The sequence below is a fragment of the Streptomyces sp. NPDC045470 genome, from assembly GCF_040646595.1.
GTDB lineage: Bacteria > Actinomycetota > Actinomycetes > Streptomycetales > Streptomycetaceae > Streptomyces.
In genome coordinates this window covers 132,697-154,987 of sequence record NZ_JBEZAN010000010.1, presented here as the reverse complement: position 1 = coordinate 154,987, position 22,291 = coordinate 132,697, and the positions used below count along the sequence as shown (strand labels likewise).

Below are 22,291 nucleotides of genomic sequence, written 5' to 3'. Positions count from 1 at the left end.
ACTACCACCGCTAGTTTGGCCCGGCGAGTACTTTCGGGCTCACGGGACAGCAGCAGGCACGGGAGGGTGACGACGTGAAGCAGCGTGACGCCATGTACATCGACGGGAGCTGGCGGCCCGCCGCCGGGCCGGACACCATCGCCGTCGTCAACCCGGCCGACGAACGGATCATCGGCACCGTCCCCGCCGGGACCGCTCAGGACGTGGACACCGCGGTACGGGCCGCCCGCGCCGCCCTGCCCGGCTGGGCCCGCACCGCGCCCGCCGAACGCGCCGCCCGGCTGACCGCGCTGCGCGACCAGCTCGCCGGGCGCGCGCAGGAGATCGCCGAGACCATCACCGCCGAGCTGGGCGCGCCGCTGGCGTTCAGCAAGGCGGTGCAGGCCGCCGTCCCGGTCATGGTGGCCGGCTCGTACGCCGAGCTGGCCGCCTCGTACGCCTTCGAGGAGAAGATCGGCACCTCCACCGTCCTGCACGAACCGGTCGGTGTGGTCGGCGCCATCACCCCCTGGAACTACCCCCTGCACCAGATCGTCGCCAAGGTGGCCCCGGCGCTCGCCGCGGGCTGCACGGTCGTCCTCAAGCCCGCCGAGGACACCCCGCTGACCGCCCAGCTCTTCGCCGAGTGCGTGGACGCGGCGGGCGTGCCGGCCGGCGTCTTCAACCTCGTCACCGGGCGCGGCCCGGTCGCGGGCCAGGCACTCGCCGAGCACCCGGACGTCGACCTGGTCTCCTTCACCGGATCGACCGCCGTGGGCAAGAAGGTCGGCGCCATCGCCGGCGCCGCCGTCAAGCGCTGCGCCCTCGAACTCGGCGGCAAGTCCGCCAACGTGGTGCTGCCCAGCGCCGACCTCGGCAAGGCCGTCGGCGTCAACATCGCCAACGTCATGGCCAACTCCGGACAGACGTGCAGCGCCTGGACCCGGCTGCTGGTCCCCGCCGACCGGTACGACGAGGCCCTGGAACTGGCCGCGGCGGCCATCGCCAAGTACGTGCCGGGCGACCCGCTGGACGGCGCCAGCCGCCTCGGCCCGGTCGTCAGCGCCACCCAGCGCGACCGCGTCCGCGGCTACATCGAGCGCGGCATCGAGGAGGGCGCCCGGGTCGTCGCGGGCGGCCCGGACGCCCCCGAAGGCCGCGAGCGGGGCTACTACGTCCGCCCGACCCTCTTCGCCGACGTCACACCCGGCATGACCATCGCCCAGGAGGAGATCTTCGGCCCGGTCGTCGCGGTCCTGCCGTACGCGGACGAGGAGGAGGCCGTACGGATCGCCAACGGCACGGTCTACGGCCTGGCCGGCGCGGTCTGGGCCGGCGACGAGGACGAGGCGGTCGCCTTCGCGCGGCGCCTGGACACCGGCCAGGTCGACATCAACGGCGGGCGCTTCAACCCGCTCGCGCCGTTCGGCGGCTACAAGCAGTCCGGCATCGGCCGGGAACTGGGCCCGCACGGCCTGAGCGAGTACCTCCAGACCAAGTCCCTCCAGCTCTGAGCACGGCGGGCCCGGACGGCCACCCGGGCCCGCCGTACCCGCCCCGTGCCCGTACCTGTACCGCCCCGTACCCGTACGCACCTGTACGCCCACCGACCAGGGAGCCACCTCCGCATGACCCGTGCCGCCGTACTGACCGCCGTGGGCGCCCCGCTGGAGGTCGCCGAGATCGAACTGCCCGGGCCCGGCCCTGGCCAGGTGCGCATCCGCCTGGCGGCGGCCGGGGTCTGCCACTCCGACCTGTCGCTGTCCGACGGGACCCTGCGGCAGCCCGCGCCCGCCGTCCTCGGGCACGAGGGGGCGGGCACCGTCACCGCCGTCGGCGCGGGCGTCGACACCCTCGCCCCCGGCGACCAGGTCGTCCTGAACTGGGCCCCCGCCTGCGGGAACTGCCACTTCTGCGGGCTGGCCGAGCCCTGGCTGTGCGCCGACGCCGGAAAGGCGGCGGGCATCCCGTACGCCAAGCTCGCCGCCGACGGCAGCGACCTTTACCCCGGCCTCGGCACCGCGGTCTTCGCCGAGGAGACGGTCGTCCCGGCCCGCGCGGCGCTGCCCCTGCCGTCCGGTGTGCCGCTCACCGACGCGGCACTGCTGGGCTGCGCCGTGCTGACCGGCTGGGGCGCCGTGCACCACAGCGCGCGGGTACGGGCGGGGGAGTCGGTGGCGGTGTTCGGCGTGGGCGGTGTGGGCCTGTCCACCCTCCAGGCCGCGCGGATCGCGGGGGCGGACACGATCGTGGCCGTGGACGTGTCCCCGGCCAAGGAAGAACTGGCCCGCGCCGCGGGCGCCACCGCCTTCCTCGTCGCCTCCGACGACACCGCCAAACGCATCCGCGAACTCACCGGCGGACATGGCGCGGACGTCGCGATCGAGTGCGTGGGCCGGGCGGACACCATCCGTACGGCCTGGTCGTCCACCCGGCGCGGCGGACGCACCACCGTCGTCGGCATCGGTGGCCGGGACCAGCAGGTCACCTTCTCCGCCCTGGAACTCTTCCACTTCGGCCGTACGCTCTCCGGCTGCGTCTACGGCAACAGCGACCCGGCCGCCGACCTGCCCCGCATCGCCGAACACGTCCGCAGCGGCGCACTCGACCTGTCCGCCATGGTCACCGAGCACATCGCCCTCGACGGCATCCCTGCCGCCTTCCAGGCGATGCGGGAGGGCAGGGGAGGCCGCGCTCTGGTCGTCTTCTGACCCGGCGCCATACCGCGTTCCGGCCCGGCGCCACACCGCGCCGGACCGGCGGGCACCGGTTCCATGACCCGGGAGGTCATTGAGGCGCCGCCCCGATGACGGCATCGTCGTCTCGGCCTGCCGACCGCCTGGTCCCTGCCGATCGGCGTCGCCATGCTGGGCGGCGCCGCGGCCCTCGCCCTGATCGCCGGCTACCCGCGCATCCCGGCCGGCCCGGCCGCCGCGGTCGTCGCGGGCAACACCCTCTCCTTCGTGGCGATGCTGCTCCTCACCTCCTCCGGCCTGCTGCCGCTCACCGCCCTGGGCACCGTGTTCCTGGCGGTCGGCGCGGTGGTGGTGGCGGTGTTCGCGGTGCTGGAGTACGTGGGGCTGCGGCGGTACGTGGCTGCGGAGGCGCAACAGTTCTAGGGGGTGTCCTGTGTGGCAGACGCCGGTGCGCCGGCTTTTGACAGGCGCGAAAACGCCGGCGCCGCCGCCAGGAAGGTGAGGGTGACCAGGACGAACGGCCAGGTGAAGGCGTGGCCTCCGGAGGGGGCGGTGAGGGCGGTCAGGGCCGGGGTCAGTGCGGTCGCGGTGGCCGCTCCCGTCACCGCGTACGCCGCGGTCCGGCAGCCGGCCGGCAGGAACACCCCGCACAGTGCCATCGCGACCAGCACCGCGTTGTAGCCCGCCGCGCCGGAGGCGATCTGCGCTGCCGGGGCGCCCAGAGCCCAGGCGGTGGCGGTCCCGGTCGCGCTGCCGACGACCGCCATCGCGCCCGCCGTACGGTTCGCGACGAAGATGCCGGCGAGGAAGAGGGCGCCGACGTACCACTGCGGCATGAAGAAGATCTGGGCGGCGTTGGCGAACAGCCCGTGCCACAGGTCGGTGAACGACAGCGCGGTCGGCGGGCCGGCCGGCTGGGGGAGGGCCGCCGGGGGTGCGGCCTGGTGCCAGAGGCGGGTGAAACCCGGCGCCGCGAGGGTCAGCGCGCTCGCCACCAGGCAGAACGGGAGGGTGAGCGTGGGCAGTTGCCGGCTTCCCAGGACGCGTGCGACGGCGGCGGTGACGACCGTGACGAGCACGCTGCCGCCCACCGCGAGCAGGGCGGTGGACAGGTGTCCGGCGCCGAGGAAGACGGCTGAACCGACGGCCACCAGGCAGGCGTTGAAGCCTTCGAGTCCGGCGGTGATCCGTGCGCGGTCCACGCCGAGCAGGTGCGCCGTGGCGGTGCCCGTCGCGGCGCCGAGGAGTCCGTACAGGCCGTACGCCCAGCCCGCGGCGAACAGCGCGAGGGAGAAGACCGCGCCGGTGACCGCGCTGGGCAGGAAGTCGACCTGGGCCTGGCCGCGCAGGACGTGGCGGAGGTAACGGGGGCCGGGGCGCCGGGACCAGGGGGCGGCCCGGTCCCGCAGCGTGGCGATCGGGTCTCGCACGTCGTCTCCCCTCAGGCACCCGGAGCGCGCCGTCGGCCGTACGCGCTCCGCACCGGGACCACCCGGGCGGATGTACCTTACAGCTACCTGTGCGGGGGCGGGCCGGATCGCGGGTGCCGCAGCGCGAGCCCGTCGACCAGGGCCAGCAGGCCCGTCTCGAACGCCCCCTCGTCGACCCGCTGCTGATGCTCGGCGAGCAGGTGGGCCTGGCCCAGGTGCGGGTAGTCGGCCGGGTCGTAGGCGCTCGGGTCGTCCACGAAACCGTGGGCGAAGGAGCCCAGCGCGGAACCCGCGACGAAGTACCGGACCATGGCGCAGATCCGGGTCGCCTGGGCCGGTGGCCAGCCGGCCTCCACCATGCCGCCGAAGGCCGCGTCGGCCATCTTCAGGCCGGCCGGGCGACGGCCGGGGCCCTGGGCGAGGAACGGGACGATGTTGGGGTGCGCGGCGAGCGCCGCGCGGTAGGAGCGGGCCCAGGCCAGCAGGCCGGTCCGCCAGTCCGCGCCCGCGGCGAGGGCCGAGACGTCCACCTCGGCGACCACCTTGTCGGCGACCGCGTCCAGGATCCCGTCCTTGTTCGTGAAGTGGTTGTACAGGGACGGCCCGCTGACGCCCAGTTCGGCGGCCAGCCGCCGGGTGGACAGGGCGGCCAGGCCCTCCGTGTCGATGAGCGAGAGCGCGGTGGTGACGATGCGTTCCCGGCTCAGGAGGGGCTTGCGGGGTCGGGCCATGCCGCACATAGTAGAGGCTGCCACTCAAAAACTAGCAGTGGTAGTTAATGAGTCGTCCGGCTGTTCCGGGCCGTCCGGCTGCCGTCACCCTCCCCAAGGGGTCTTGATGAACCTGGAGCTCAGCGCGGAGCAGGCTGCCGCCCGGCAACTCGCCGCGGACTTCGTCGACCGCGAGATCACACCGCACGCCGCCGCCTGGGACCGCGCCGAACGCGTCGACCGGGGCATCGTGAAGAAGCTCGGCGAGGTCGGCTTCCTCGGCCTGACGGTCCCCGAGGAGTACGGTGGCTCCGGCGGCGACCACCTCACCTACGCGCTGGTGACCGAGGAACTGGGCCGCGGCGACTCCGCGGTGCGCGGCATCGTCTCCGTGTCCCTGGGCCTGGTCGCCAAGACGGTCGCGGCCTGGGGCAGTGAGGCGCAGAAGCGGCGGTGGCTGCCGCCGCTGACCTCCGGTGAGGCCATCGGCTGCTTCGGCCTGACCGAGCCCGGCACCGGATCGGACGCCGGCAACCTGGCCACCCGCGCCGTGCGGGACGGTGACTCCTACGTCGTCGACGGCAGCAAGATGTTCATCACCAACGGCACCTGGGCCGACGTGGTGCTGCTCTTCGCGCGTACCGGCGACGCCCCCGGCCACAAGGGGATCAGCGCCTTCCTCGTCCCCACGGACACGCCGGGTCTGGAGCGCCGGGAGATCCACGGCAAGCTGGGGCTGCGCGGCCAGGCCACCGCCGAACTGGTGCTGCGGGATGTGCGGGTGCCCGCCGACGCCCTGCTGGCCCCGGAGGGGAAAGGTTTCTCCGTTGCGATGTCGGCGCTGGCCAAGGGCCGGATGTCGGTCGCCGCCGGCTGTGTGGGCATCGCACAGGCCGCACTGGACGCCGCCGTCGGTCACGCCACGGAACGCGAGCAGTTCGGCCGGACCATCGCCCACCACCAACTGGTGCAGGAGCTGATCACCGACATCGCCGTCGACGTGGACGCCGCGCGCCTGCTGACCTGGCGGGTCGCCGATCTGATCGACCGCGGCGAACCGTTCGCCACCGAGGCGTCCAAGGCGAAGCTGTTCGCCTCCGAGGCGGCGGTACGCGCCGCGAACAACGCGCTCCAGGTCTTCGGCGGCTACGGCTACATCGACGAGTACCCGGTCGGCAAGCTCCTGCGCGACGCCCGGGTGATGACCCTGTACGAGGGCACCAGCCAGATCCAGAAGCTGGTCATCGGGCGGGCCCTCACCGGGGTGTCGGCGTTCTGACCGCGAGGTCCGCACGCCCCGCCCCGGCGGTTCTAAGCGCTTGCTCACCGGCGGGGTAAGGTGTTCGGTCCGTCGCGGATGGTCCGCGGGGGACCGAGGATCGGGGTGCGCGATGGTCACGGAGGCGGAGCAGGCGGACGGCTCGGCGGAGGACTGGGCCGACGTGTCCCCGGAAGCGGCCCGCCGTCTGGTCCGTGCCGCCGTCGAGGCGTTCGCCGAGCGCGGCTACCACGCCACCACCACCCGCGACATCGCGGGCCGGGCCGGCATGAGCCCCGCCGCGCTCTACATCCACTACAGGACCAAGGAGGAACTGCTCTTCCGGATCAGCGGCATCGGCCACGAGAAGGCCCTGCGGATCATGGAGGAGGCGGCCGGCGCCGACGGCGGCCCCGCCGAGCGGCTCGCCGCCGCCGTCCGCGCCTTCGCGTGCTGGCACGCCCGGCACCACACCACCGCCCGGGTCATCCAGTACGAGCTGCAGGCGCTGAGCGAGGAGCACTACGCGCACGTGGCCGGCCTGCGGCGGTGTACCGACCGTTCACTGCGCGGCATCCTGCAGGACGGTGCCGACGCCGGGGAGTTCACGGTCGGCGACGTGCCGGGCACGACGCTCGCGGTGCTGTCGCTGTGTGTGGACGTGGCCCGCTGGTTCTCGGCCGAGGGCGCCCGTACGCCCGAGGAGGTGGGCGAGCTGTACGCCGGGCTGGTGCTGCGGATGGTCGGTGCGCGGCCGTAGGGCCGGGTCCGGTGGGCGGGGCCGGTGAGGGCGGCCTCGGTGGGAGCGGGTGCGCCGGGGCGGGGACGGAACGGGCGGCCGGGGCCGTGGGGGCCGGAGGGCATTGACACGGGAGGGCTCGCCGCACATGCTGAGCAAGCGCTTAGTTGGTGGCGGGCCGATGGCACGGCCCGCGTCTGCGGAGCCTGAGGAGGCATACGGACATGGCAGAGCCCCGGGTGTTCGGCTCGCTCGACGCACTGCGGAACGCGGTCGGCGAGGACCTCGGCACCAGTGACTGGCTGGAGATCGACCAGAAGCGGATCGATCTGTTCGCCGACGCCACCGGCGACCACCAGTGGATCCACGTCGACCCGGAGCGGGCCGCGGCCGGGCCGTTCGGCACCACCATCGCGCACGGCTATCTCACACTGGCGCTGCTGCCCGCCCTCGTACCGCAGCTGCTGCGGGTCGACAACGTCAAGATGGGCATCAACTACGGCGTCGACAAGGTCCGCTTCCCCGCTCCGGTCCCGGTCGGCTCACGGGTGCGGGCGACGGCCCGTATCGCGGGCGTGACGGAGGTGTCCGGCGGTGTGCAGCTCGCGACGACGGTGACCGTCGAGCGTGAGGGCGGCGAGAAGCCGGTCTGCGTCGCGGAGACGCTCAGCCGCTTCTACCTCTGACCCGGTGCCGGCCGCCGCGCCGCCGCCGGCCGGGCGCCCGCGCCGCCCGTGGCCGGGCGCATCCCCGCAGCCCCGGGCCTGCCCACGGTTAGGGTTGTGCCGTGCCCCAGCTTCCTTACAAGGTCCACGAGCTCACGGTCGGCCAGCTCTCCGCGCGGAGCGGCGCGGCGGTCTCCGCCCTGCACTTCTACGAGTCCAAGGGACTGATCAGCAGCACCCGGACCGCGGGCAACCAGCGCCGCTACACCCGCGACGCGCTGCGCCGGGTCGCGTTCGTCCGTGCCGCCCAGCGGGTCGGCATCCCGCTCGCCGTCATCCGCGACGCGCTCGCCGAACTGCCCGACGAACGCACGCCCAACCGGGACGACTGGGCCCGGCTCTCCGAGGTCTGGCGCGAGGAGCTGGAGGAGCGCATCACCCAGCTCGTCGAGCTGCGCGACCGGCTGACCGACTGCATCGGCTGCGGCTGCCTGTCCCTCCAGAACTGCGCGTTGTCGAACCCGTACGACGAACTCGGCGAGCAGGGCCCGGGTGCGCGGCGGCTGCGTGTGGACCGGACCGGCGGGCCGTCCCGGGGGCGCGGTGGCGCGTCCGGGAGCGGGGCGGGGGAGGGGCGCCGGGACGGCGGCCGGAGTGGCGGTCGGAGTGGCGGTCGGGGTGGCGGGACGCAAGAGTCCGGTACGGCGGGTGGGGGCGGCGTGGCCGGTACGGCCGGCGCGCGGGACGGGGACCGCTGCGCGCGCCGCTGAGGCTCACCGCGCCCCGGGTCACCGTGCCCCGGAGCACCGCACCCCAGGGCACCACATCCCGGCCACCGCACTCCGGGTCACCGCACCCGGATCACCACACCTCGGGCTTGCGGCCCGCCCACGGCCGCGCCTCCTCCAACTGCGCGGAGAGCGCGACGAGCGTCGCGTCCTCCCCGTACCGCCCGCCGAGCATGACACCGATCGGCAGGCCCGCCGCGTTCCAGTGCAGCGGAATGCTCACCGCGGGCTGCCCGGTGGCGTTGTACAGCGGCGTGTACGGGGTGAAGGCGCCGACGGCGGCGAACTCGGCCTGCGGGTCAGCGTCGTTGCGCAGCTCACCGACGCGTGGCGGCGGCTGGGCGACCGTCGGGGTCAGCACCACGTCGAAACCGCCGTCCCGCGGCATCACCTGATCGGCGAACAACTGCCCCAGCATCCGGAAGGCGTACAGCGCACGCGCGTACTCGACCGCCGGGATCTCCGCGCCACGCGCCCGCAGATAGCGGGTCAGCGGCATCAGGTCCGCCTCGTCCTGTGGCGGCACCGGACGGCCGGCGGCGATCACCGACCAGACGCGGGTGAAGGCGAGCCGGGAGCTGTCGTCGGCGGGCAGTGTCAGCGCGTCGACCTGGTGGCCGAGGTCCGTGAGGAGCGCGGCCGTCTCCGTGACGGCGGCCCGGCAGTCCGGGTGCACCTCGGTACCGGGGAAGGGCACGTCGGTCAGCCAGCCGATGCGCAGCCGTCCCGGGTCGCGCCCGGCGTACGCGGTGTACGTCTCGCCCGGCGGCAGCGCGGGGGCCGCGTACGGGTCGCCGGGCATCGGGCCGGCCATCGCGTCCAGCAGCGCGGCGGCGTCCGCGACCGTGCGGGCCAGCGGGCCCGAGATGCCCACGCCCGTCACGTCGTGGAGCAGCGGCCCCGAACTGATCAGCCCGCGGCTCGGCTTGATGCCGTAGAGGCCGCAGACCGAGGCCGGGATGCGGATGGAGCCGCCGCCGTCGCTGCCGTGCGCCACGGGGGCCAGCCCGCCGGCCACCGCGGCGGCGGCGCCGCCGCTCGAACCGCCCGCCGAACGCTCCAGGTCCCACGGGGTGCGGGCGGGCGGTGCGAGGAGGTTCTCGGTGTAGCAGGGCAGGCCGAACTCGGGGGTGTTGGTCTTGCCGAGCAGGATCGTGCCGGCCCGGCGCAGCTTGGTGACGACATGGTCGTCCATCTGCGCCACCTGGCCGGCCAGCGTCCGTGACCCCATCGTGCAGCGCACACCGGCGACCTGGTTCAGGTCCTTGACCGGTACGGGCACGCCGTGCAGGGGCGGCAGCTCCCGGCCCTCGCGGCGCGCGGCGGAGGCCGCGGCCTCCGCGTCCGCCGCCTGTTTGCGGGCGAGGTCGGGGGTGCGGGTGAGGAACGCGCCGAGTGTGGCGTCCAGTTCCTCGGCGCGGGCGAGGTAGTGCTCGGTGATCTCGACGGGGGACAGCTCGCCGGTCCGCACCCCCACGGCCTGCTCCAGAGCGGTCAGGTCGTGCAGTTCTGCCATGGACGTCCGCCTTCGCGTGTGCCGGTGGTCAGGCCGGGACTCGGTGTTTTCCGGTCCGGTGGAGGTCGTGCGTGGCCTCATCCCGTGAAGAGTTGTCTCAGTTTCAGGGCCAGTTCGTAAAGGCCGTACCCGAACGGCAGGCCCACCCACAGCCAGGCCAGGACGAGCAGGGCGGTACGGCGGGCGGTCACGGAGCGGCTCCCTTCGGCGCGGTGGGCGCGGTGTCCGCCGGCCGGGGCGCGGCGGGCGGCGGTTCGTGGTGCCGGGGATGCACGGGCCGCACCAGCTCGTTGGCGGCGAACCCGACGACGAGCAGACCGATCATGATGAAGAAGGACGTCGTGTACAGGTCGGAGCCGGTGTGCCCGGCCGAGCGGCGCGCGTCGGCGACGGCGTTGACGATCAGCGGCCCCAGGACGCCCGCGGTGGACCAGGCGGTGAGCAGCCGGCCGTGGATCGCTCCCACCTGGTACGTGCCGAACAGGTCCCTCAGGTAGGCCGGTACGGTGGCGAACCCGCCGCCGTAGAACGACAGGATGACGGCCGCACACGCGATGAACAGCGGTGTGGACGCGTCGCCTGCCAGCGCGATCAGCAGGTACGTCAGCGCGCCGGCGCCCAGGTAGAGGCGGTAGACGTGCTTGCGGCCCACCAGGTCCGAGGTGGCCGACCAGACGATCCGGCCGAGCATGTTGGCGAGCGAGAGCAGCCCGACGAAACCCGCGGCGGCCGACGCGCTCACCGGCGCGGAGCCGCGGGCGAAGAAGTCGGAGACCATCGGCGCGGCCTTCTCCAGGATGCCGATCCCCGCCGTGACATTCGTGCACAGCACCACCCACAGACACCAGAACTGCGGAGTCCGCACGGCGTTACGGGCCGAGACCTGCGCGGTGGTGACCAGCGGGCGGGGCGCGGCCGCCGCCCGGCCCGCACCGGGGGTGTGCGGGCCGGTGGGCGGAACCCGTACCAGCAGCACGCCGAGCGTCATGAAGACGGCGTACGCCAGCCCCATGACGAGGAACGTACGGGCGATGCCGGAGGAGTCCCGGCCCAGGGTGTCCAGCAGCCCGGCGGACCACGGTGAGGCGATCAGGGCACCGCCGCCGAAGCCCATGATGGCGATGCCGGTGGCCGTGCCGGGCCGGTCGGGAAACCACTTCAGGAGCGTCGAGACGGGGGAGATGTACCCGATGCCCAGGCCGATGCCGCCGATGAGGCCGTAGCCGAGGACGACGAGCCAGTACTGCCGGGTGGCCGCGCCGAGCGCCGCCACCAGGAAGCCCGAGGAGAAGCAGACGGCCGAGACGGACATCGCCCAGCGCGGGCCGTTGCGCTCGACGAGGGTGCCGCCGAACGCGGCGGACAGCCCCAGCATCACGATGGCCAGTTGGAAGGGCAGCGCGGAGGCCGTGCCGGACAGCCGGAGCGAGGATTCCAAGGGCGGCTTGAACACGCTCCAGGCATACGCCTGGCCGATGGCGAGGTGGATGGACAGCGCAGCGGGCGGCACGAGCCAGCGGCTCCACCCCGGCGGCGCGACGGTACGGGAACGGGCGGGCGCGCGCATGACGCGGAACGTACATCGTTCACCTACCCCGGGGAAGAGTGCCGCGGCCACCGGGACCTGCGTCGTTCCCGCAGGAAAGCGCCCTGCCCGCTCCGGCGTCTCTGCCTGCTCCGGCTCCTCCGGCTTCTCCGGCTTCTCCGGCGCGCACGCCGTCGCCGCTCCCGCCCGCCGTACCGCACTCCGACGGCGCCCGCGCCAACTCCCGCAGCGCCGCCCGCACCAGCTCCGCGTTGGAGGCCGCGGGCGAACCGTCCGGCAGCAGCAAGGTGTCCTCGACGCCGATACGGGTGGCCAGGCCCAGCTCACCGGCGAGCCGCAGCACCGGCCAGGCCCCGCCGTCCTCGCCGTGCAGCAGCACCGGGCGGCCGTGCGCGCCGTACGCGTCCAGCGCGCGCAGCAGGCCGCGCGCCGTCTCCCGCGCCGAAGCGCCCGGGTCCATGACCTCGGCCAGCACCCGCAGCACCCGCGGCCCCAGCGGCGAGACCGCGAAACGCTCCGCGCCGTCCGTACCCGACCAGATGCCCGCCTCGACGCCGACACCGCGCTCCAGCAGAGCGGCGGCGACCGCCTCGGCGCCCGGCTCGTGCCAGTTCACCGAGGCGTGGTCGGGCAGCACCGGCCAGGCCCGTACCCAGGCCACCCGGCGCTCCGGGTCCGGCTCGGCCCACGCGCCGGTGGTGACTCCCACCGGCACGTCCACCACGGCACGTACCGCCTCCAGCACCGGCGTCAGCACACCGGGCGTGAGGGACTCCCGTCCGCACGGCGACCTGGGGTGGACGTGGATGTCCCGGGCGCCGGCCGCGACCGCCTTCCCCGCGGCATCGGCCAGCTCCTCCGGGACCATCGGCACCACCCCGGAACCGGCGGCGTCCCGAGAGCCGTTGAGGCATACCTGCACCATGCCCACGAGCATGACAGCAGGGTCTGACAACGGGTTCCGTCGGCGGGGCGGCCGCCCCGCGTCCCCGGCCCGCCCGGCTCAGGCCGCCACGTACAGCCGCCGCACGCGTGAGGACTCCCGCGCCTCCGCCAGCGCCTCACGGGTCAGCACCGAGAGCGGTGCCACGATCCCGCACTCCTGGCACACCGGCCCGGCCACCGGGAAACGCTCGAGGTCCGCACGCCACACGAAGTGCCGCGTACCGCACACCGGGCAGCCGGACCGCGGCGTGCCGGACTCCATCGCCCGGATCATGCTGCGCAGCACCGCGGCCAGCGGCGCCGCCGGATGCCGGTGGGGCGCCTCGCACGGCACGATGTCACAGCCGCCCCAGGTCCGCCGGTGCCAGTCGTCGAGCGCGCTGGGCTGCCGGATGCCGTCGTGCTTCTCGCGGCGCCGACGGGCCGCGAACTCCTTCTCGTACCCGAGCCAGACGGCGCGGGCCTCCTCCAGTTCCTCCAGCGCGGCCATCAGCCGCGCCGGGTCGGGTTCGCGGTCCTCGGTCGCGATGCCCGCCCTGGTGCACAGATGGTGCCAGGTCGCGCGATGCCCGTACGGGGCGAAGCGTTCCAGGCACTTGCGCAAGGCCGTACGCCGCTGCGTGGCGACGAGACGGGGGTTGCGCACCTGTTCTGCGAGAGCTCTGAAACCGGCCAATTCATCCCACCTCCGTGGGGAGGACCCGACTGGACAGGGAATGGACGTAGCGGACCGCCCGCCGGATCCATCGAACTGTCTTGCGGATACGTGGTGGCGACACGTGCGCCGCACCGGAGGCGCCACTCGCTCCCGATGCCCCCCGCGGCGCTCAGCGCGCCTCGTGTGCATCATCCACCGTACATCTGTGGGGATTTGAGAAAGTTAAGGTCGTCCGCCTTCCGGCTGCGGCGCGCTACCGGCAGCCCGTACGAGAGATGCGCCGGTGACTGCTGGTACCCGCACCGCGGCCGTCGATCCGCCCCGCGGCCGACTTGGCTGCTTCCGGTCCGGTCCGGCACGGTCCGGAGCCGATCGTCGCCCGGACGGAACCGGACGGTGGACACGCGCATCGGAACGGAACCCGACAGGCCCCTTCCGCGCCGCCCGCCCCCGCCCTACTTCGTCACCACCCGCCCGGCGGTGAGGACCACGTGTGCCAGTTCCCCGTGGCAGACGTCGCTGTGCGCGCCGGCCGGCGGCGGACCGTCGCGGACCACCGAGGACGCGTCGATGCTCACACAGCCCTCACCGGGCACCGCGGCGCCCAGCTTCAGCCGCCGGGCGCCGTCCACGGCCTGGATGCCGTCGTGGCCGACCGCGCCCCACCGGTCGAACAGGCCCTGGAAGCTCGCCGAGTCGCCGGAGAGCCGGGAGGCCAGCGGGTACAGCATGCTCAGCGCCGAGTCGTGCCGCGAGTAACAGGACACCACCGGGCCGTCCACCCGCCGCTGCACCCCTTGCAGTGCCCCGCCCCGGTCCGGGTCGTGCGGCAGCCGGGCGGCGAACGCGTAGTGCGAGAACGCTCCTTGCAGCAGCGTCACGGACTTCACCCCGGTGACGCCGGGCGGCATACCGCGCAGCCCGTACGACACCAGGCGGGCGCCGAAACTGTGCCCGACCAGATGGATGCGCGTACCCGGCGCGCCCTCGACCAGCCGGCCGAGCGCCGGGCCCAGCCCCAGCTGGCCCACCACGCCCGCGCGCCGCTTCATCGCGTAGTACGCCGTCTGCCGCAGGAACTCCTTGGCCCCGTTCCACAGCCGCTTCAGCCCGTCACCGAACAGCTCCTGGTGGCCGCACTTCTCCAGCGCCGCCGTGAAGATCTCGCACACGGCCATCGGGTCGTCGGTGAGCATCGCGGGCGTGCCGGTCCCCATGTCCTCGGCCAGCCGGTGCGCCGGGCTGTTCTCGCGGACCGTCACCAGTTCGCGGCCGAGGCGGGCGAACTCGTCGAACGCGGAACGGGCCGCCGGCCGCTCGGCGAGCAGCTCCTGGAGGCGCCGCAACGTCAGCTCCCGGCCGGGGAAGACACGCGTCAGCGCGCGCAGCGACGCGTCGTCCAGCACCGGCGGCCCGGCCGCGCCGGTGGCACCGGCCACTCCGGCCGCACCAGTGACTCCCGCGTCCCCGGTGGCTGCGGACGGCCCCGCCGCCACCGGGTCGAAGTCCGGAATGGGCTCGTCCGTGAAACGCATCGCGGGCCAGATCACACCGGTGTAGCCGAGCCGTACCCCGGCCCCCGCCATACCGGGGAACGGGGCGAAGAACCGCCCGTACAGGCGCCTGGCCATCGACCGGTCGTTGTTCCAGCCGTGCGCGAACACCAGCAGGTCGGTGACGCGCTGCCGCGCCACCCCGGCCACCAGCCGGTCACGCTGCCCGGCGTCCGGATCGCCGTCGGCGTCGAACGTCAGCTCCCAGTACGGCTGTACGCCGATGTCCCCGGCCGCCGCTGTGCCGGAACCGCCCGCTGCATCCGTCATGACGACCCCCTGAGCGGCGCGCCGGTCCACGCTGCCGGGCCGGAGTTGCGAAGCCGCGCCGCGGTGTGCAGCGCATCGTCCTGCGGGCAGGCGGATCCGGCCATACGCCACGCATGGCCCGTTCTCGGCAGTCGGCGCCCGGCGCGGGCCGCGCGCCCCTCCCGCTCCCGGCAGCCGACTCTCGCCCCCGGCTGCCGAGGCCGCGCGGAAATCCGCCGGCCCCGCCCGCCCCCTCAGCCCAGCTCCCGCTCCCGTGTCTCCGGCAGCGCCAGCACGCACACCAGCGACACCAGCGCCATCGCCGTCACGTACCACCCCACCGAGTCCGACCCGAAGGCCGCCTGCAACCGGGTCGCCACCAGCGGCGAGACCGCGCCGCCCAGCACCCCGCCCAGGTTGTACGCCAGCGAGGCGCCCGAATACCGCACCGTCGTACCGAACAGCTCCGGCAGATACGCGCCCATCGGGCCGTACACCACACCCATGCAGAACAGCGCCCCGCCGATCGCCACCGCGATCAGCACCGGCTGCCCGGTGTCCAGCAGCGGGAAGAGGATCAGTCCCCAGACCGCCGAGAGAGCCGTCCCGGTGAGGACCAGCTTGCGCCGCCCGACGCCGTCCGAGCGGGTGGCGGCGAGCCAGGTGCCGGCCGCCAGGAAGAGGCAGGCGACGAGGGAGAGGCCGAGCATGGTGTTGCGCGAGACACCGAGCGTGCCGGTGGCGTACGCCAGGCAGTACGTCGTCGCGGTGTAGAACAGCCCGTACGCGATGATCATGCCGCCCGCGCCGAGCAGCAGCTCGCGCGGATGCCGGCGCACGACGTCCAGCACGGGCACCCGGCTGGCCTCGTGCGCGTCCATCACCTTCGCGAACACCGGCGTCTCGCTGATCTTCAGCCGTACGAACAGCCCCACCCCGACCAGCAGGAACGACAGCAGGAACGGCACCCGCCAGCCCCACGACCGGAACGCGCCGTCGTCCAGCACCGACGACAGCAACCAGAACACCCCGGTCGCCGCGAAGAACCCCACCGAAGGCCCGACCTGCGGGAACGCCGCATACAGCCCGCGCCGCCTCTTCGGCGCGTGCTCCACCGCCAGCAGCGCGGCCCCGCCCCACTCCCCGCCCAGCCCGATCCCCTGGAGGAACCGCAGCAGGATCAGCAGCAACGGCGCCCATACCCCGAGCGTCCCGTACCCCGGCAACAGCCCGACCAGCGCCGTCGACAGCCCCATCAGCAACAACGAGGCCACCAGCACGGACTTCCGCCCCACCCGGTCCCCGAAGTGCCCGAACACCACCGACCCGATCGGCCGCGCCGCGAACGCCACCGCATAGGTGGAGAACGACGCGAGGGTGGCGTTGACCGGGTCGAGCGTCGGAAAGAACGCCTGGTTGAGGACGAGCGCTGCGGCCGTCCCGTAGATGTAGAAGTCGTAGAACTCGATGGCCGTCCCGATGAACGAGGCCACGGCCACCCGGCGGAGGCTCTCCGGACCGGTGGCAGATCCGGACGCCGCGGCGCCCTCGCTCGGGGGCATGTCCGCCACGTCCGGGGTTCCGTCCGCCGGAACGGCTGCTGATGTCGTGTCACTGTGCACGAGGCGCACTGTCACGCGGGGTTGGCAAGGTAGTCAATAGGTGGGATGCAGCGTCTCGTTTGCTGAGACGAGGGGGCAGTGACGGCTGTGGCGGGAGAGGCCGTAGTACGCCGATTTCCTGTATGGGTAGGATTTTCCGCACAGAGTGGAACATGGGGGCGTTCACGGGGGAGGCGTCGTCCTGATGAAGACCGTGGCTCGGGTGGCCATCGCGGCTTCCGTAGTGGGCAGCGTGCTGTTGCCGCTCGGCGCGTTCGGCCTGTGGGTCGGGTGGGAGCCGGGGAGGGCGGAACCGGATGACGTCGTCGGTACCTGGTCAGGACCTCGCGGCGCGCAGGTGACGTTGGGCGAGGACGGGTCGGCGACCGCGACGAAGGTGCCTGACGACTACAGCGGCTACCACCCGTCCCACACCTTCAGCGGCACGGGTACGTGGACGCTACAGAGACCGGCGAACTCCGCCGCGTCCCAGGAGATCTTGGTCACGGTCGCTACCGGACCCGGCATCCGCGCGACCATCGAGCTGGTGGTCGACGGCGACGGGGCGCGGGACGGCATCCACGTACCGGTGTCCGCGGAATCGGCGTTGGGGATCGACTTCCGTAAGACGATCTGACGTCGGCGGAGGCGACCTGACGTCTGCTCCGAAGCGCCCGCCGCTCCCGTCGTCCTCCTTCCCCTTGGCCGTCCCCCTCCCTCACCCCACCACCGCCTCCACGATCGAAAGCGTCGACTCCGTGGGAACCGTGCGGGCCGGTTCGAGGCCCGCTTCGGTGAGGAGGTGGTGGAAGGCGGGTTCGTCGCGTTCGCGGCCGTTGAGGGAGGTCATCATCAGGATGTCCATGGTTTTGCCGGGGTGGGCGTCGTTGCCCTGGGGGAGGACCGCGTCGACGATCAGGAGGCGGCTGCCGGGGCGGGTCATGGCGGTGCGGCAGGTGCGCAGGATGTGCAGGCAGTCGTCGTCGTGCCAGTCGTGGAGGATGCGCTTGAGCAGGTAGACGTCGGCGCCGGGCGGGACGGCGGTGAAGAAGTCGCCGGGGTCGGTCTGCCAGCGGCCGGCGAGGTCGGGGTGGTCCAGGGTGTGGTGGCGGAGGACGGCTTCCTGGTCGTGGAGGATGCCGGTCAGGCCCGGGTTGCGGAGCAGGACCTGGCGCAGCAGGCCGCCGCGTCCGCCGCCGACGTCCACGACCGTGCCGGTGGCGGGGAAGTCGTACGCGGCGGCGACCGGGTCGTTCTCGCTCTCGGCGAGGCCGGCCATGCCGGTGTCGAAGACGGCGCCCGCTTCCGGTACGCGTTCCAGATGGCCGAAGTAGGGCGCGCCGAAGATGTCCTCGAAGACGGTGCGGCCCGACCGGACGGTGTCGGCGAGTTGCCCGGCCGGCCGCCAGAAGGGTTCGTCGGTGAGCATGATGACGGCGTCCCGCATGGAGGACGGGGCGTCGGAGCGGAGGGGGTCGGCCGCGGGGGTGAGGTGGAAGGTGCCGTCGGGGTTCTCGCGGAACACGTCGCGGGTGGCGAGGAGGCGCAGCGCGCGACGCAGGTGGGCGGCGTCGGTGCCGGTGGCGGCGGCGAGTTCCTCGGCGGTGCGGGGGCCGTCGGCGAGGTGGTCGGCGACGCCGAGGAGGGCCGCGGCCCGCAGCGCGGCGGAGTGGAGATAGGCCAGGGCGTGTTCGGTGAGCTGGACGGCGGGGGAGTACGGCGGCGTGGTGGCCATCGGGGCGCGGTCCTTCCACGAGCGGCGGTCGGGGTTCCACCATGGGGGTACGCCTCGCGCGCCACCAGGGCGGATTGCGTCGCCCCCTTCTCAGAGGGCGTCACCGGTAGCGCAGATACCCGCGCCGCACCCGCCGGAAGCGCGCCAGGTCGTCCTGCCAGGCCGCGGCCACCTCGTCCACGCCGGCGCCCGCGTCGATCATCGTCCGTACGCGCGAGGTGCCCGTCAGTCTGTCGATCCAGTGGTCCGGGCGCCAGGTGAAGCCGTTCCACACCTGCTTCGCGGTGATCAGCAGGGCGATGCCGGTGCGGACCGGGTCGAAGGCTTCGCGGTCGTGGACGTGGAGCTGGACGCCGCCGATGGTCCTGCCCTGGAACTTGGAGAAGGTGGGGGCGAAGTACGCCTCCCGGAAGCGGACGCCGGCGAGGTCGATGTCGGTGGCCAGCCGGGTGACGGCGGCGGACCAGCGGCGGTCGATGCCGTCGGCGCCGAGCAGTTCGAAGGGGCGGGTGGTGCCGCGTCCCTCGGAGAGGTTGGTGCCTTCGAAGAGGCAGGTGCCCGCGTAGACGAGGGAGGTGTCGGGGGTGGGCATGTTGGGGCTGGGCGGGACCCAGGGGAGGCCGGTGGCGTCGAAGAAGTGCCGGCGGCGCCAGCCTGTCATGAGGACGGTTTCCAGGTCGGCCGGGCGGCCCGCGGCGCGGGGGACGAACTCGGCGTTGAAGAGGAGGGCGAGTTCGGCCACGGTCATGCCGTGCGCGAGGGCGATCGGTTCGCGGCCGACTCCGGAGGCCAGGGCGCGGTCCAGTACGGGGCCCGTCGCGGTGCGACCGGTCACCGGGTTGGGGCGGTCGAGGACGACGAAACGTTTGTCCGCGAGGACGGCGGCGACCATGCAGTCGTACAGCGTCCAGATGTAGGTGTAGAAGCGCGCGCCGACGTCCTGGATGTCGAAGACGACGGTGTCCACGCCGGACCGGGTGAAGATGTCGGCCAGCGCGCGGCCGCTCTTGCCGTACGTGTCGTGGACCGGCAGCCCGGTGGCGGGATCCTCATAGCTGCCCTCCGATCCGCCGGCCTGGGCCGTGCCGCGGAAGCCGTGCTCGGGGCCGAAGACGGCGGCCAGGTCCACCCGTTCGTCGGCGTGCATGACGTCCACGATGTGGCGTACGTCCGGAGTGACGCCGGTGGGGTTGGTGACGACGCCGACCCGGCGGCCGGACAGGAGCGCGTAGCCGTCGGCGGCCAGGCGGTCGAAGCCGGTGCGGGTACGGGGGCGGGGTAGGTGGGAGCCGTGCGCTGCGGCCCCTGCCGGTCCGGCTCCGGTCGCTCCGGTGCCCGTGGAACCGTGTGCGGCGCCCGCCGCCCTCGCCTCGCCCGCCATCGCCGTCGCACCCATCACGCTCGTGACCGCCGTCGCGGCCAGCAGATTCCGTCTGGACAGGGTCATGCGTCCACCTCCGCCGTCGGAGCCGAGTCGTGAGCCGAGTCGTGAGCCGTGTCGAGAGTCGTGTCGTGCGCACGCTAACGCCCGGCGGCCTCCGGGGGAACGCGCCGGACGGCGTGCCGCGCGCCGCTGCCGCGTCCGGCCCACGGGGCGCCGGCCCCCTGCCGCCGCGGGTCCGCGCCCTTTCGCTCCGGCATACCGACTGGTTAGTCTGCCTGGCAGTCGAGTCAGGGGCCGACCGAGGGAGACCGCAGGTGGAAGCCGTACGGGACAAGACAGTCGTGGTGACCGGGGCGGGCGGTGGCATCGGGGCCGCACTGGCCCGCCGCTTCGCCGCCGAAGGCGCGCGGGTGGTGGTCAACGACCTGGACGCGGCGAAGGCGGAGCGGACCGCGCGGGAACTCGGCGCCGTCGCGGTCCCCGGGGACGCCTCCGACGTCGTACCGGCGGCCCGGGCGGCGCTCGGCGGGCCCGTCGACATCTTCTGCGCCAACGCCGGGGTCGGCACCGGCGGCGGCCCCGAGGCGCCGGACGCCGACTGGGAGCTGGCCTGGGACGTCAACGTCATGGCGCACGTACGGGCGGCCCGCGCGCTGCTGCCCGAGTGGCTGGAGCGCGGCGCGGGCCGGTTCGTGTCCACCGTGTCGGCGGCGGGCCTGCTCACCATGGTCGGCGCGGCCCCGTACAGCGTCACCAAGCACGGCGCGTACGCCTTCGCGGAGTGGCTGTCGCTGACGTACCGGCACCGGGGGATAGCGGTGCACGCCATCTGCCCGCAGGGGGTGCGTACGGACATGCTCGCGGGCACCGGCGCGGCCGGGGACCTGGTGCTGACCCCGACGGCGATCGAGCCCGCCGCCGTCGCCGACGCGCTCTTCGCGGCCATGGCGGCGGAACGGTTCCTGGTCCTGCCGCACCCGGAGGTCGGCGGGTACTACACCGCGCGGGCGGCCGACACCGAGCGGTGGCTGGGCGGGATGAACCACCTCCAGCGGAAGCTGGAGCAGGCCGGGAGCCGTACGCCGGAAGCCGAGGGGACGCCCCGATGACCACCTACGAGGACAAGCCCTGGCTGGCGCAGCTCACCGACGCCCAGCGCGCCCCCGTCGACCCGCACCCTTCCGCCCTGCACGCCTTCCGGGACGCCACCCGCCGCGCCCCGGACCGCACGGCCCTCGCCTACTTCGACGGGCGGCTGTCGTACGCCGCGGCCGACGCGCTCAGTGACGGCGTGGCCGGGCACCTGGCGGCCCGCGGCTTCCGGCCCGGCGACCGTGCCGCGATCATGCTCCAGAACACGCCGCACTTCGTCCTCGCGCTGCTCGGCGTCTGGAAGGCGGGCGGCATCGTCGTGCCCGTCAACCCCATGTACAAGTCGGCCGAGATGACGCACGTCCTCACCGACGCCGAAGTCACTGCCGTCGTCTGCGCGGACCGGACGTGGGACGCCTTCCTGCGGGCGACCGCCGCCGCGGCCCCGTCCGTACGGATCGCCCTGACCGCCTGCGAACGGGACCTCCAGACGCGCGACGACACCCGTGTGCTGCGCGGCGAGCGGCTCGGGCCGCGCGAGGGCGCCGACGACCTGCTGGCCGCGGCCCGCGCGTACGAGGGCGAGCCGCCCGGCGTGACACCACCGGCCGCCGCGGACACCGCCCTCATCAGCTACACCTCCGGCACCAGCGGCACCCCCAAGGGCGCCACCAACACCCACGGCAACATCGCCTACAACGCCGAGCGGCAGCGCACCGGTCTGGCGCTGCCCGACGGTGCGACGTACTTCGCGCTGGCGCCGCTGTTCCACATCACCGGCATGGTCTGCGAGCTGGCCGCCTGCTTCACCAACGCGGGCATTCTGGCACTCGCCCACCGCTTCGAGCCGGGCGTCGTCCTCGACGCCTTCCTGGAGCACCGGCCCGCCTACACGGTCGGCCCGTCCACCGCCTACATGGCGCTGGCGGCGCAGCCCGGCGTCACCCGCGAGCACTTCGCGTCGTTCTCCACGCTCTCCTCGGGCGGCGCGCCGCTGCCGCCCGCGCTGGTGGAGAAGTTCCGGGCGGCCTTCGGCCCGTATCTGCACAACGGCTACGGGCTGACCGAGTGCACCGCGCCGTGCGCCAGCGTCCCGCCCGGCCGCGAGGCGCCCGTGGACCCGTCCTCCGGGACGCTCGCCGTCGGCGTGCCGGGCCCGGACACGGTCGTACGGATCATCGACAACCAGGGGCGGGCCGTGCCGTTCGGCGAGCAGGGCGAGATCGCGGTGCGCGGCCCCCAGGTGGTGCCCGGCTACTGGCGCCGCCCGGACGCCACCGCGGAGACCCTGCCGGACGGCGAACTGCGCACCGGCGACATCGGCTTCATGGACCCGGACGGCTGGCTGTACGTCGTCGACCGCAAGAAGGACATGATCAACGCGTCCGGGTTCAAGGTGTGGCCGCGGGAGGTCGAGGACGTGCTGTACGGCCATCCCGCGGTGCGCGAGGCGGCGGTGGTCGGCGTGCCGGACGCCTACCGGGGCGAGTCGGTGAAAGCGTATGTGAGCCTGCGGCCCGGGCAGCGGGCCGAGCCCGCCGAGCTGGCCGGTTACTGCCGGGAACGGCTGGCCGCGTACAAGTGTCCGCGGCAGGTGGAGATCCTGCCCGAGCTGCCGAAGACCACCAGTGGCAAGATCCTCAGGCGGGAACTGCGCGGGCGCGGCTGACCGCGCCCGCGGCGGGCGGCGGGCAGCGACACGACGCACGGGACGCAACACGCACGAGCAGCAACACGCACGAGACGC

The 22,291-nt window shown here is 73.7% G+C and carries 20 protein-coding genes; 10 read left to right on the top strand and 10 right to left on the bottom strand.

From position 1 onward, the window contains the following. Nucleotides 1-74: 74 nt before the first annotated feature. From AB0A97_RS25920 to AB0A97_RS25910, 3 genes are all read left to right on the top strand, one after another. Complete coding sequence (locus AB0A97_RS25920; protein WP_361154292.1) at nt 75-1,493, top strand: aldehyde dehydrogenase family protein; 1,419 nt, start codon at nt 75-77, stop codon at nt 1,491-1,493. Between the two features lie 114 nt (nt 1,494-1,607). Next, entirely contained in the window at nt 1,608-2,690 is a 1,083-nt protein-coding gene (locus tag AB0A97_RS25915; RefSeq protein WP_361154290.1) for a Zn-dependent alcohol dehydrogenase, read from the top strand. A 153-nt stretch (nt 2,691-2,843) separates the two neighbouring features. Beyond that, nucleotides 2,844-3,098, top strand: coding sequence for a hypothetical protein (locus AB0A97_RS25910; protein WP_361154287.1), 255 nt, complete (start codon nt 2,844-2,846; stop codon nt 3,096-3,098). On the opposite strand, the gene AB0A97_RS25905 is transcribed toward AB0A97_RS25910, so the two are convergent. Together AB0A97_RS25905 and AB0A97_RS25900 are read right to left on the bottom strand one after the other, a co-directional pair. Continuing rightward, the gene (locus AB0A97_RS25905) at nt 3,095-4,105 is read right to left on the bottom strand and encodes an urea transporter (protein WP_361154285.1); all 1,011 of its coding nucleotides are present in this window, start codon (nt 4,103-4,105) and stop codon (nt 3,095-3,097) included. The genes AB0A97_RS25910 and AB0A97_RS25905 overlap by 4 nt on opposite strands. Nucleotides 4,106-4,188: 83 nt before the next feature. Next, nucleotides 4,189-4,836, bottom strand: a complete 648-nt coding sequence (locus AB0A97_RS25900) for a TetR/AcrR family transcriptional regulator C-terminal domain-containing protein (protein WP_361154282.1) — start codon at nt 4,834-4,836, stop codon at nt 4,189-4,191. A 106-nt stretch (nt 4,837-4,942) separates the two neighbouring features. On the opposite strand from AB0A97_RS25900, the gene AB0A97_RS25895 reads away from it, so the two are divergent. The 4 genes from AB0A97_RS25895 (at nt 4,943) to soxR (ending at nt 8,247) form a co-directional block, all read left to right on the top strand. Next, nucleotides 4,943-6,094, top strand: a complete 1,152-nt coding sequence (locus AB0A97_RS25895; RefSeq protein WP_361154280.1) for an acyl-CoA dehydrogenase family protein — start codon at nt 4,943-4,945, stop codon at nt 6,092-6,094. Nucleotides 6,095-6,206: 112 nt separating this feature from the next. Continuing rightward, nucleotides 6,207-6,833, top strand: coding sequence for a TetR/AcrR family transcriptional regulator (locus AB0A97_RS25890; protein ID WP_361154277.1), 627 nt, complete (start codon nt 6,207-6,209; stop codon nt 6,831-6,833). A 203-nt stretch (nt 6,834-7,036) separates the two neighbouring features. Beyond that, nucleotides 7,037-7,498, top strand: a complete 462-nt coding sequence (locus AB0A97_RS25885) for a MaoC family dehydratase (RefSeq protein ID WP_361154275.1) — start codon at nt 7,037-7,039, stop codon at nt 7,496-7,498. A 101-nt stretch (nt 7,499-7,599) separates the two neighbouring features. Then, complete coding sequence (gene soxR / locus AB0A97_RS25880) at nt 7,600-8,247, top strand: redox-sensitive transcriptional activator SoxR (RefSeq protein ID WP_361154273.1); 648 nt, start codon at nt 7,600-7,602, stop codon at nt 8,245-8,247. 91 nt (nt 8,248-8,338) lie between these two features. Here soxR and AB0A97_RS25875 read toward each other — a convergent pair whose 3' ends face one another. From AB0A97_RS25875 to AB0A97_RS25850, 6 genes are all read right to left on the bottom strand, one after another. After that, nucleotides 8,339-9,781: an amidase gene (locus tag AB0A97_RS25875; protein ID WP_361154270.1), complete on the bottom strand. Its 1,443-nt coding sequence runs from the start codon at nt 9,779-9,781 to the stop codon at nt 8,339-8,341. Nucleotides 9,782-9,968: 187 nt separating this feature from the next. Continuing rightward, nucleotides 9,969-11,348, bottom strand: a complete 1,380-nt coding sequence (locus tag AB0A97_RS25870; protein ID WP_361154267.1) for an OFA family MFS transporter — start codon at nt 11,346-11,348, stop codon at nt 9,969-9,971. A gap of 19 nt (nt 11,349-11,367) precedes the next feature. Beyond that, the gene (locus AB0A97_RS25865; protein WP_361154265.1) at nt 11,368-12,252 is read right to left on the bottom strand and encodes a 3-keto-5-aminohexanoate cleavage protein; all 885 of its coding nucleotides are present in this window, start codon (nt 12,250-12,252) and stop codon (nt 11,368-11,370) included. A 78-nt stretch (nt 12,253-12,330) separates the two neighbouring features. Further along, a complete protein-coding gene (locus AB0A97_RS25860; RefSeq protein ID WP_361154262.1) occupies nt 12,331-12,948 on the bottom strand; it encodes a hypothetical protein in 618 nt (205 codons plus the stop codon). Between the two features lie 437 nt (nt 12,949-13,385). Next, entirely contained in the window at nt 13,386-14,753 is a 1,368-nt protein-coding gene (locus AB0A97_RS25855) for a serine-threonine protein kinase (RefSeq protein WP_361154259.1), read from the bottom strand. A 233-nt stretch (nt 14,754-14,986) separates the two neighbouring features. Further along, a complete protein-coding gene (locus tag AB0A97_RS25850; protein WP_361154594.1) occupies nt 14,987-16,294 on the bottom strand; it encodes an MFS transporter in 1,308 nt (435 codons plus the stop codon). A gap of 244 nt (nt 16,295-16,538) precedes the next feature. Between AB0A97_RS25850 and AB0A97_RS25845 the strand changes: the two genes are divergently transcribed. Then, nucleotides 16,539-16,970: a hypothetical protein gene (locus AB0A97_RS25845; RefSeq protein ID WP_361154257.1), complete on the top strand. Its 432-nt coding sequence runs from the start codon at nt 16,539-16,541 to the stop codon at nt 16,968-16,970. Between the two features lie 81 nt (nt 16,971-17,051). On the opposite strand, the gene AB0A97_RS25840 is transcribed toward AB0A97_RS25845, so the two are convergent. Together AB0A97_RS25840 and AB0A97_RS25835 are read right to left on the bottom strand one after the other, a co-directional pair. Beyond that, the gene (locus tag AB0A97_RS25840) at nt 17,052-18,068 is read right to left on the bottom strand and encodes a methyltransferase (protein ID WP_361154254.1); all 1,017 of its coding nucleotides are present in this window, start codon (nt 18,066-18,068) and stop codon (nt 17,052-17,054) included. Nucleotides 18,069-18,168: 100 nt separating this feature from the next. Further along, nucleotides 18,169-19,515 (bottom strand): DUF1343 domain-containing protein, encoded by a 1,347-nt coding sequence (locus AB0A97_RS25835; RefSeq protein ID WP_361154252.1) that lies wholly within the window; start codon nt 19,513-19,515, stop codon nt 18,169-18,171. 251 nt (nt 19,516-19,766) lie between these two features. Between AB0A97_RS25835 and AB0A97_RS25830 the strand changes: the two genes are divergently transcribed. Both AB0A97_RS25830 and AB0A97_RS25825 read left to right on the top strand, forming a co-directional pair. Then, the gene (locus AB0A97_RS25830; RefSeq protein ID WP_361154250.1) at nt 19,767-20,561 is read left to right on the top strand and encodes an SDR family NAD(P)-dependent oxidoreductase; all 795 of its coding nucleotides are present in this window, start codon (nt 19,767-19,769) and stop codon (nt 20,559-20,561) included. After that, nucleotides 20,558-22,213 (top strand): AMP-binding protein, encoded by a 1,656-nt coding sequence (locus tag AB0A97_RS25825; protein WP_361154247.1) that lies wholly within the window; start codon nt 20,558-20,560, stop codon nt 22,211-22,213. The genes AB0A97_RS25830 and AB0A97_RS25825 overlap by 4 nt, the downstream gene beginning before the upstream one ends. The last annotated feature ends 78 nt before the right edge of the window (nt 22,214-22,291 follow it).

Excerpts from the sequence above, each read along its gene's own strand:
- AB0A97_RS25915 (WP_361154290.1), top strand. The coding sequence starts at position 1,608 with ATGACCCGTGCCGCCGTACTGACCGCCGTGGGCGCCCCGCTGGAGGTC.
- AB0A97_RS25910 (WP_361154287.1), top strand. The coding sequence starts at position 2,844 with ATGCTGGGCGGCGCCGCGGCCCTCGCCCTGATCGCCGGCTACCCGCGC.
- AB0A97_RS25900 (WP_361154282.1), bottom strand. The coding sequence starts at position 4,836 with ATGGCCCGACCCCGCAAGCCCCTCCTGAGCCGGGAACGCATCGTCACC.
- AB0A97_RS25895 (WP_361154280.1), top strand. The coding sequence starts at position 4,943 with ATGAACCTGGAGCTCAGCGCGGAGCAGGCTGCCGCCCGGCAACTCGCC.
- AB0A97_RS25890 (WP_361154277.1), top strand. The coding sequence starts at position 6,207 with ATGGTCACGGAGGCGGAGCAGGCGGACGGCTCGGCGGAGGACTGGGCC.
- AB0A97_RS25885 (WP_361154275.1), top strand. The coding sequence starts at position 7,037 with ATGGCAGAGCCCCGGGTGTTCGGCTCGCTCGACGCACTGCGGAACGCG.
- AB0A97_RS25875 (WP_361154270.1), bottom strand. The coding sequence starts at position 9,781 with ATGGCAGAACTGCACGACCTGACCGCTCTGGAGCAGGCCGTGGGGGTG.
- AB0A97_RS25870 (WP_361154267.1), bottom strand. The coding sequence starts at position 11,348 with ATGCGCGCGCCCGCCCGTTCCCGTACCGTCGCGCCGCCGGGGTGGAGC.
- AB0A97_RS25865 (WP_361154265.1), bottom strand. The coding sequence starts at position 12,252 with ATGGTGCAGGTATGCCTCAACGGCTCTCGGGACGCCGCCGGTTCCGGG.
- AB0A97_RS25855 (WP_361154259.1), bottom strand. The coding sequence starts at position 14,753 with ATGACGGATGCAGCGGGCGGTTCCGGCACAGCGGCGGCCGGGGACATC.
- AB0A97_RS25850 (WP_361154594.1), bottom strand. The coding sequence starts at position 16,294 with ATGCCCCCGAGCGAGGGCGCCGCGGCGTCCGGATCTGCCACCGGTCCG.
- AB0A97_RS25845 (WP_361154257.1), top strand. The coding sequence starts at position 16,539 with ATGAAGACCGTGGCTCGGGTGGCCATCGCGGCTTCCGTAGTGGGCAGC.
- AB0A97_RS25840 (WP_361154254.1), bottom strand. The coding sequence starts at position 18,068 with ATGGCCACCACGCCGCCGTACTCCCCCGCCGTCCAGCTCACCGAACAC.
- AB0A97_RS25835 (WP_361154252.1), bottom strand. The coding sequence starts at position 19,515 with ATGACCCTGTCCAGACGGAATCTGCTGGCCGCGACGGCGGTCACGAGC.
- AB0A97_RS25825 (WP_361154247.1), top strand. The coding sequence starts at position 20,558 with ATGACCACCTACGAGGACAAGCCCTGGCTGGCGCAGCTCACCGACGCC.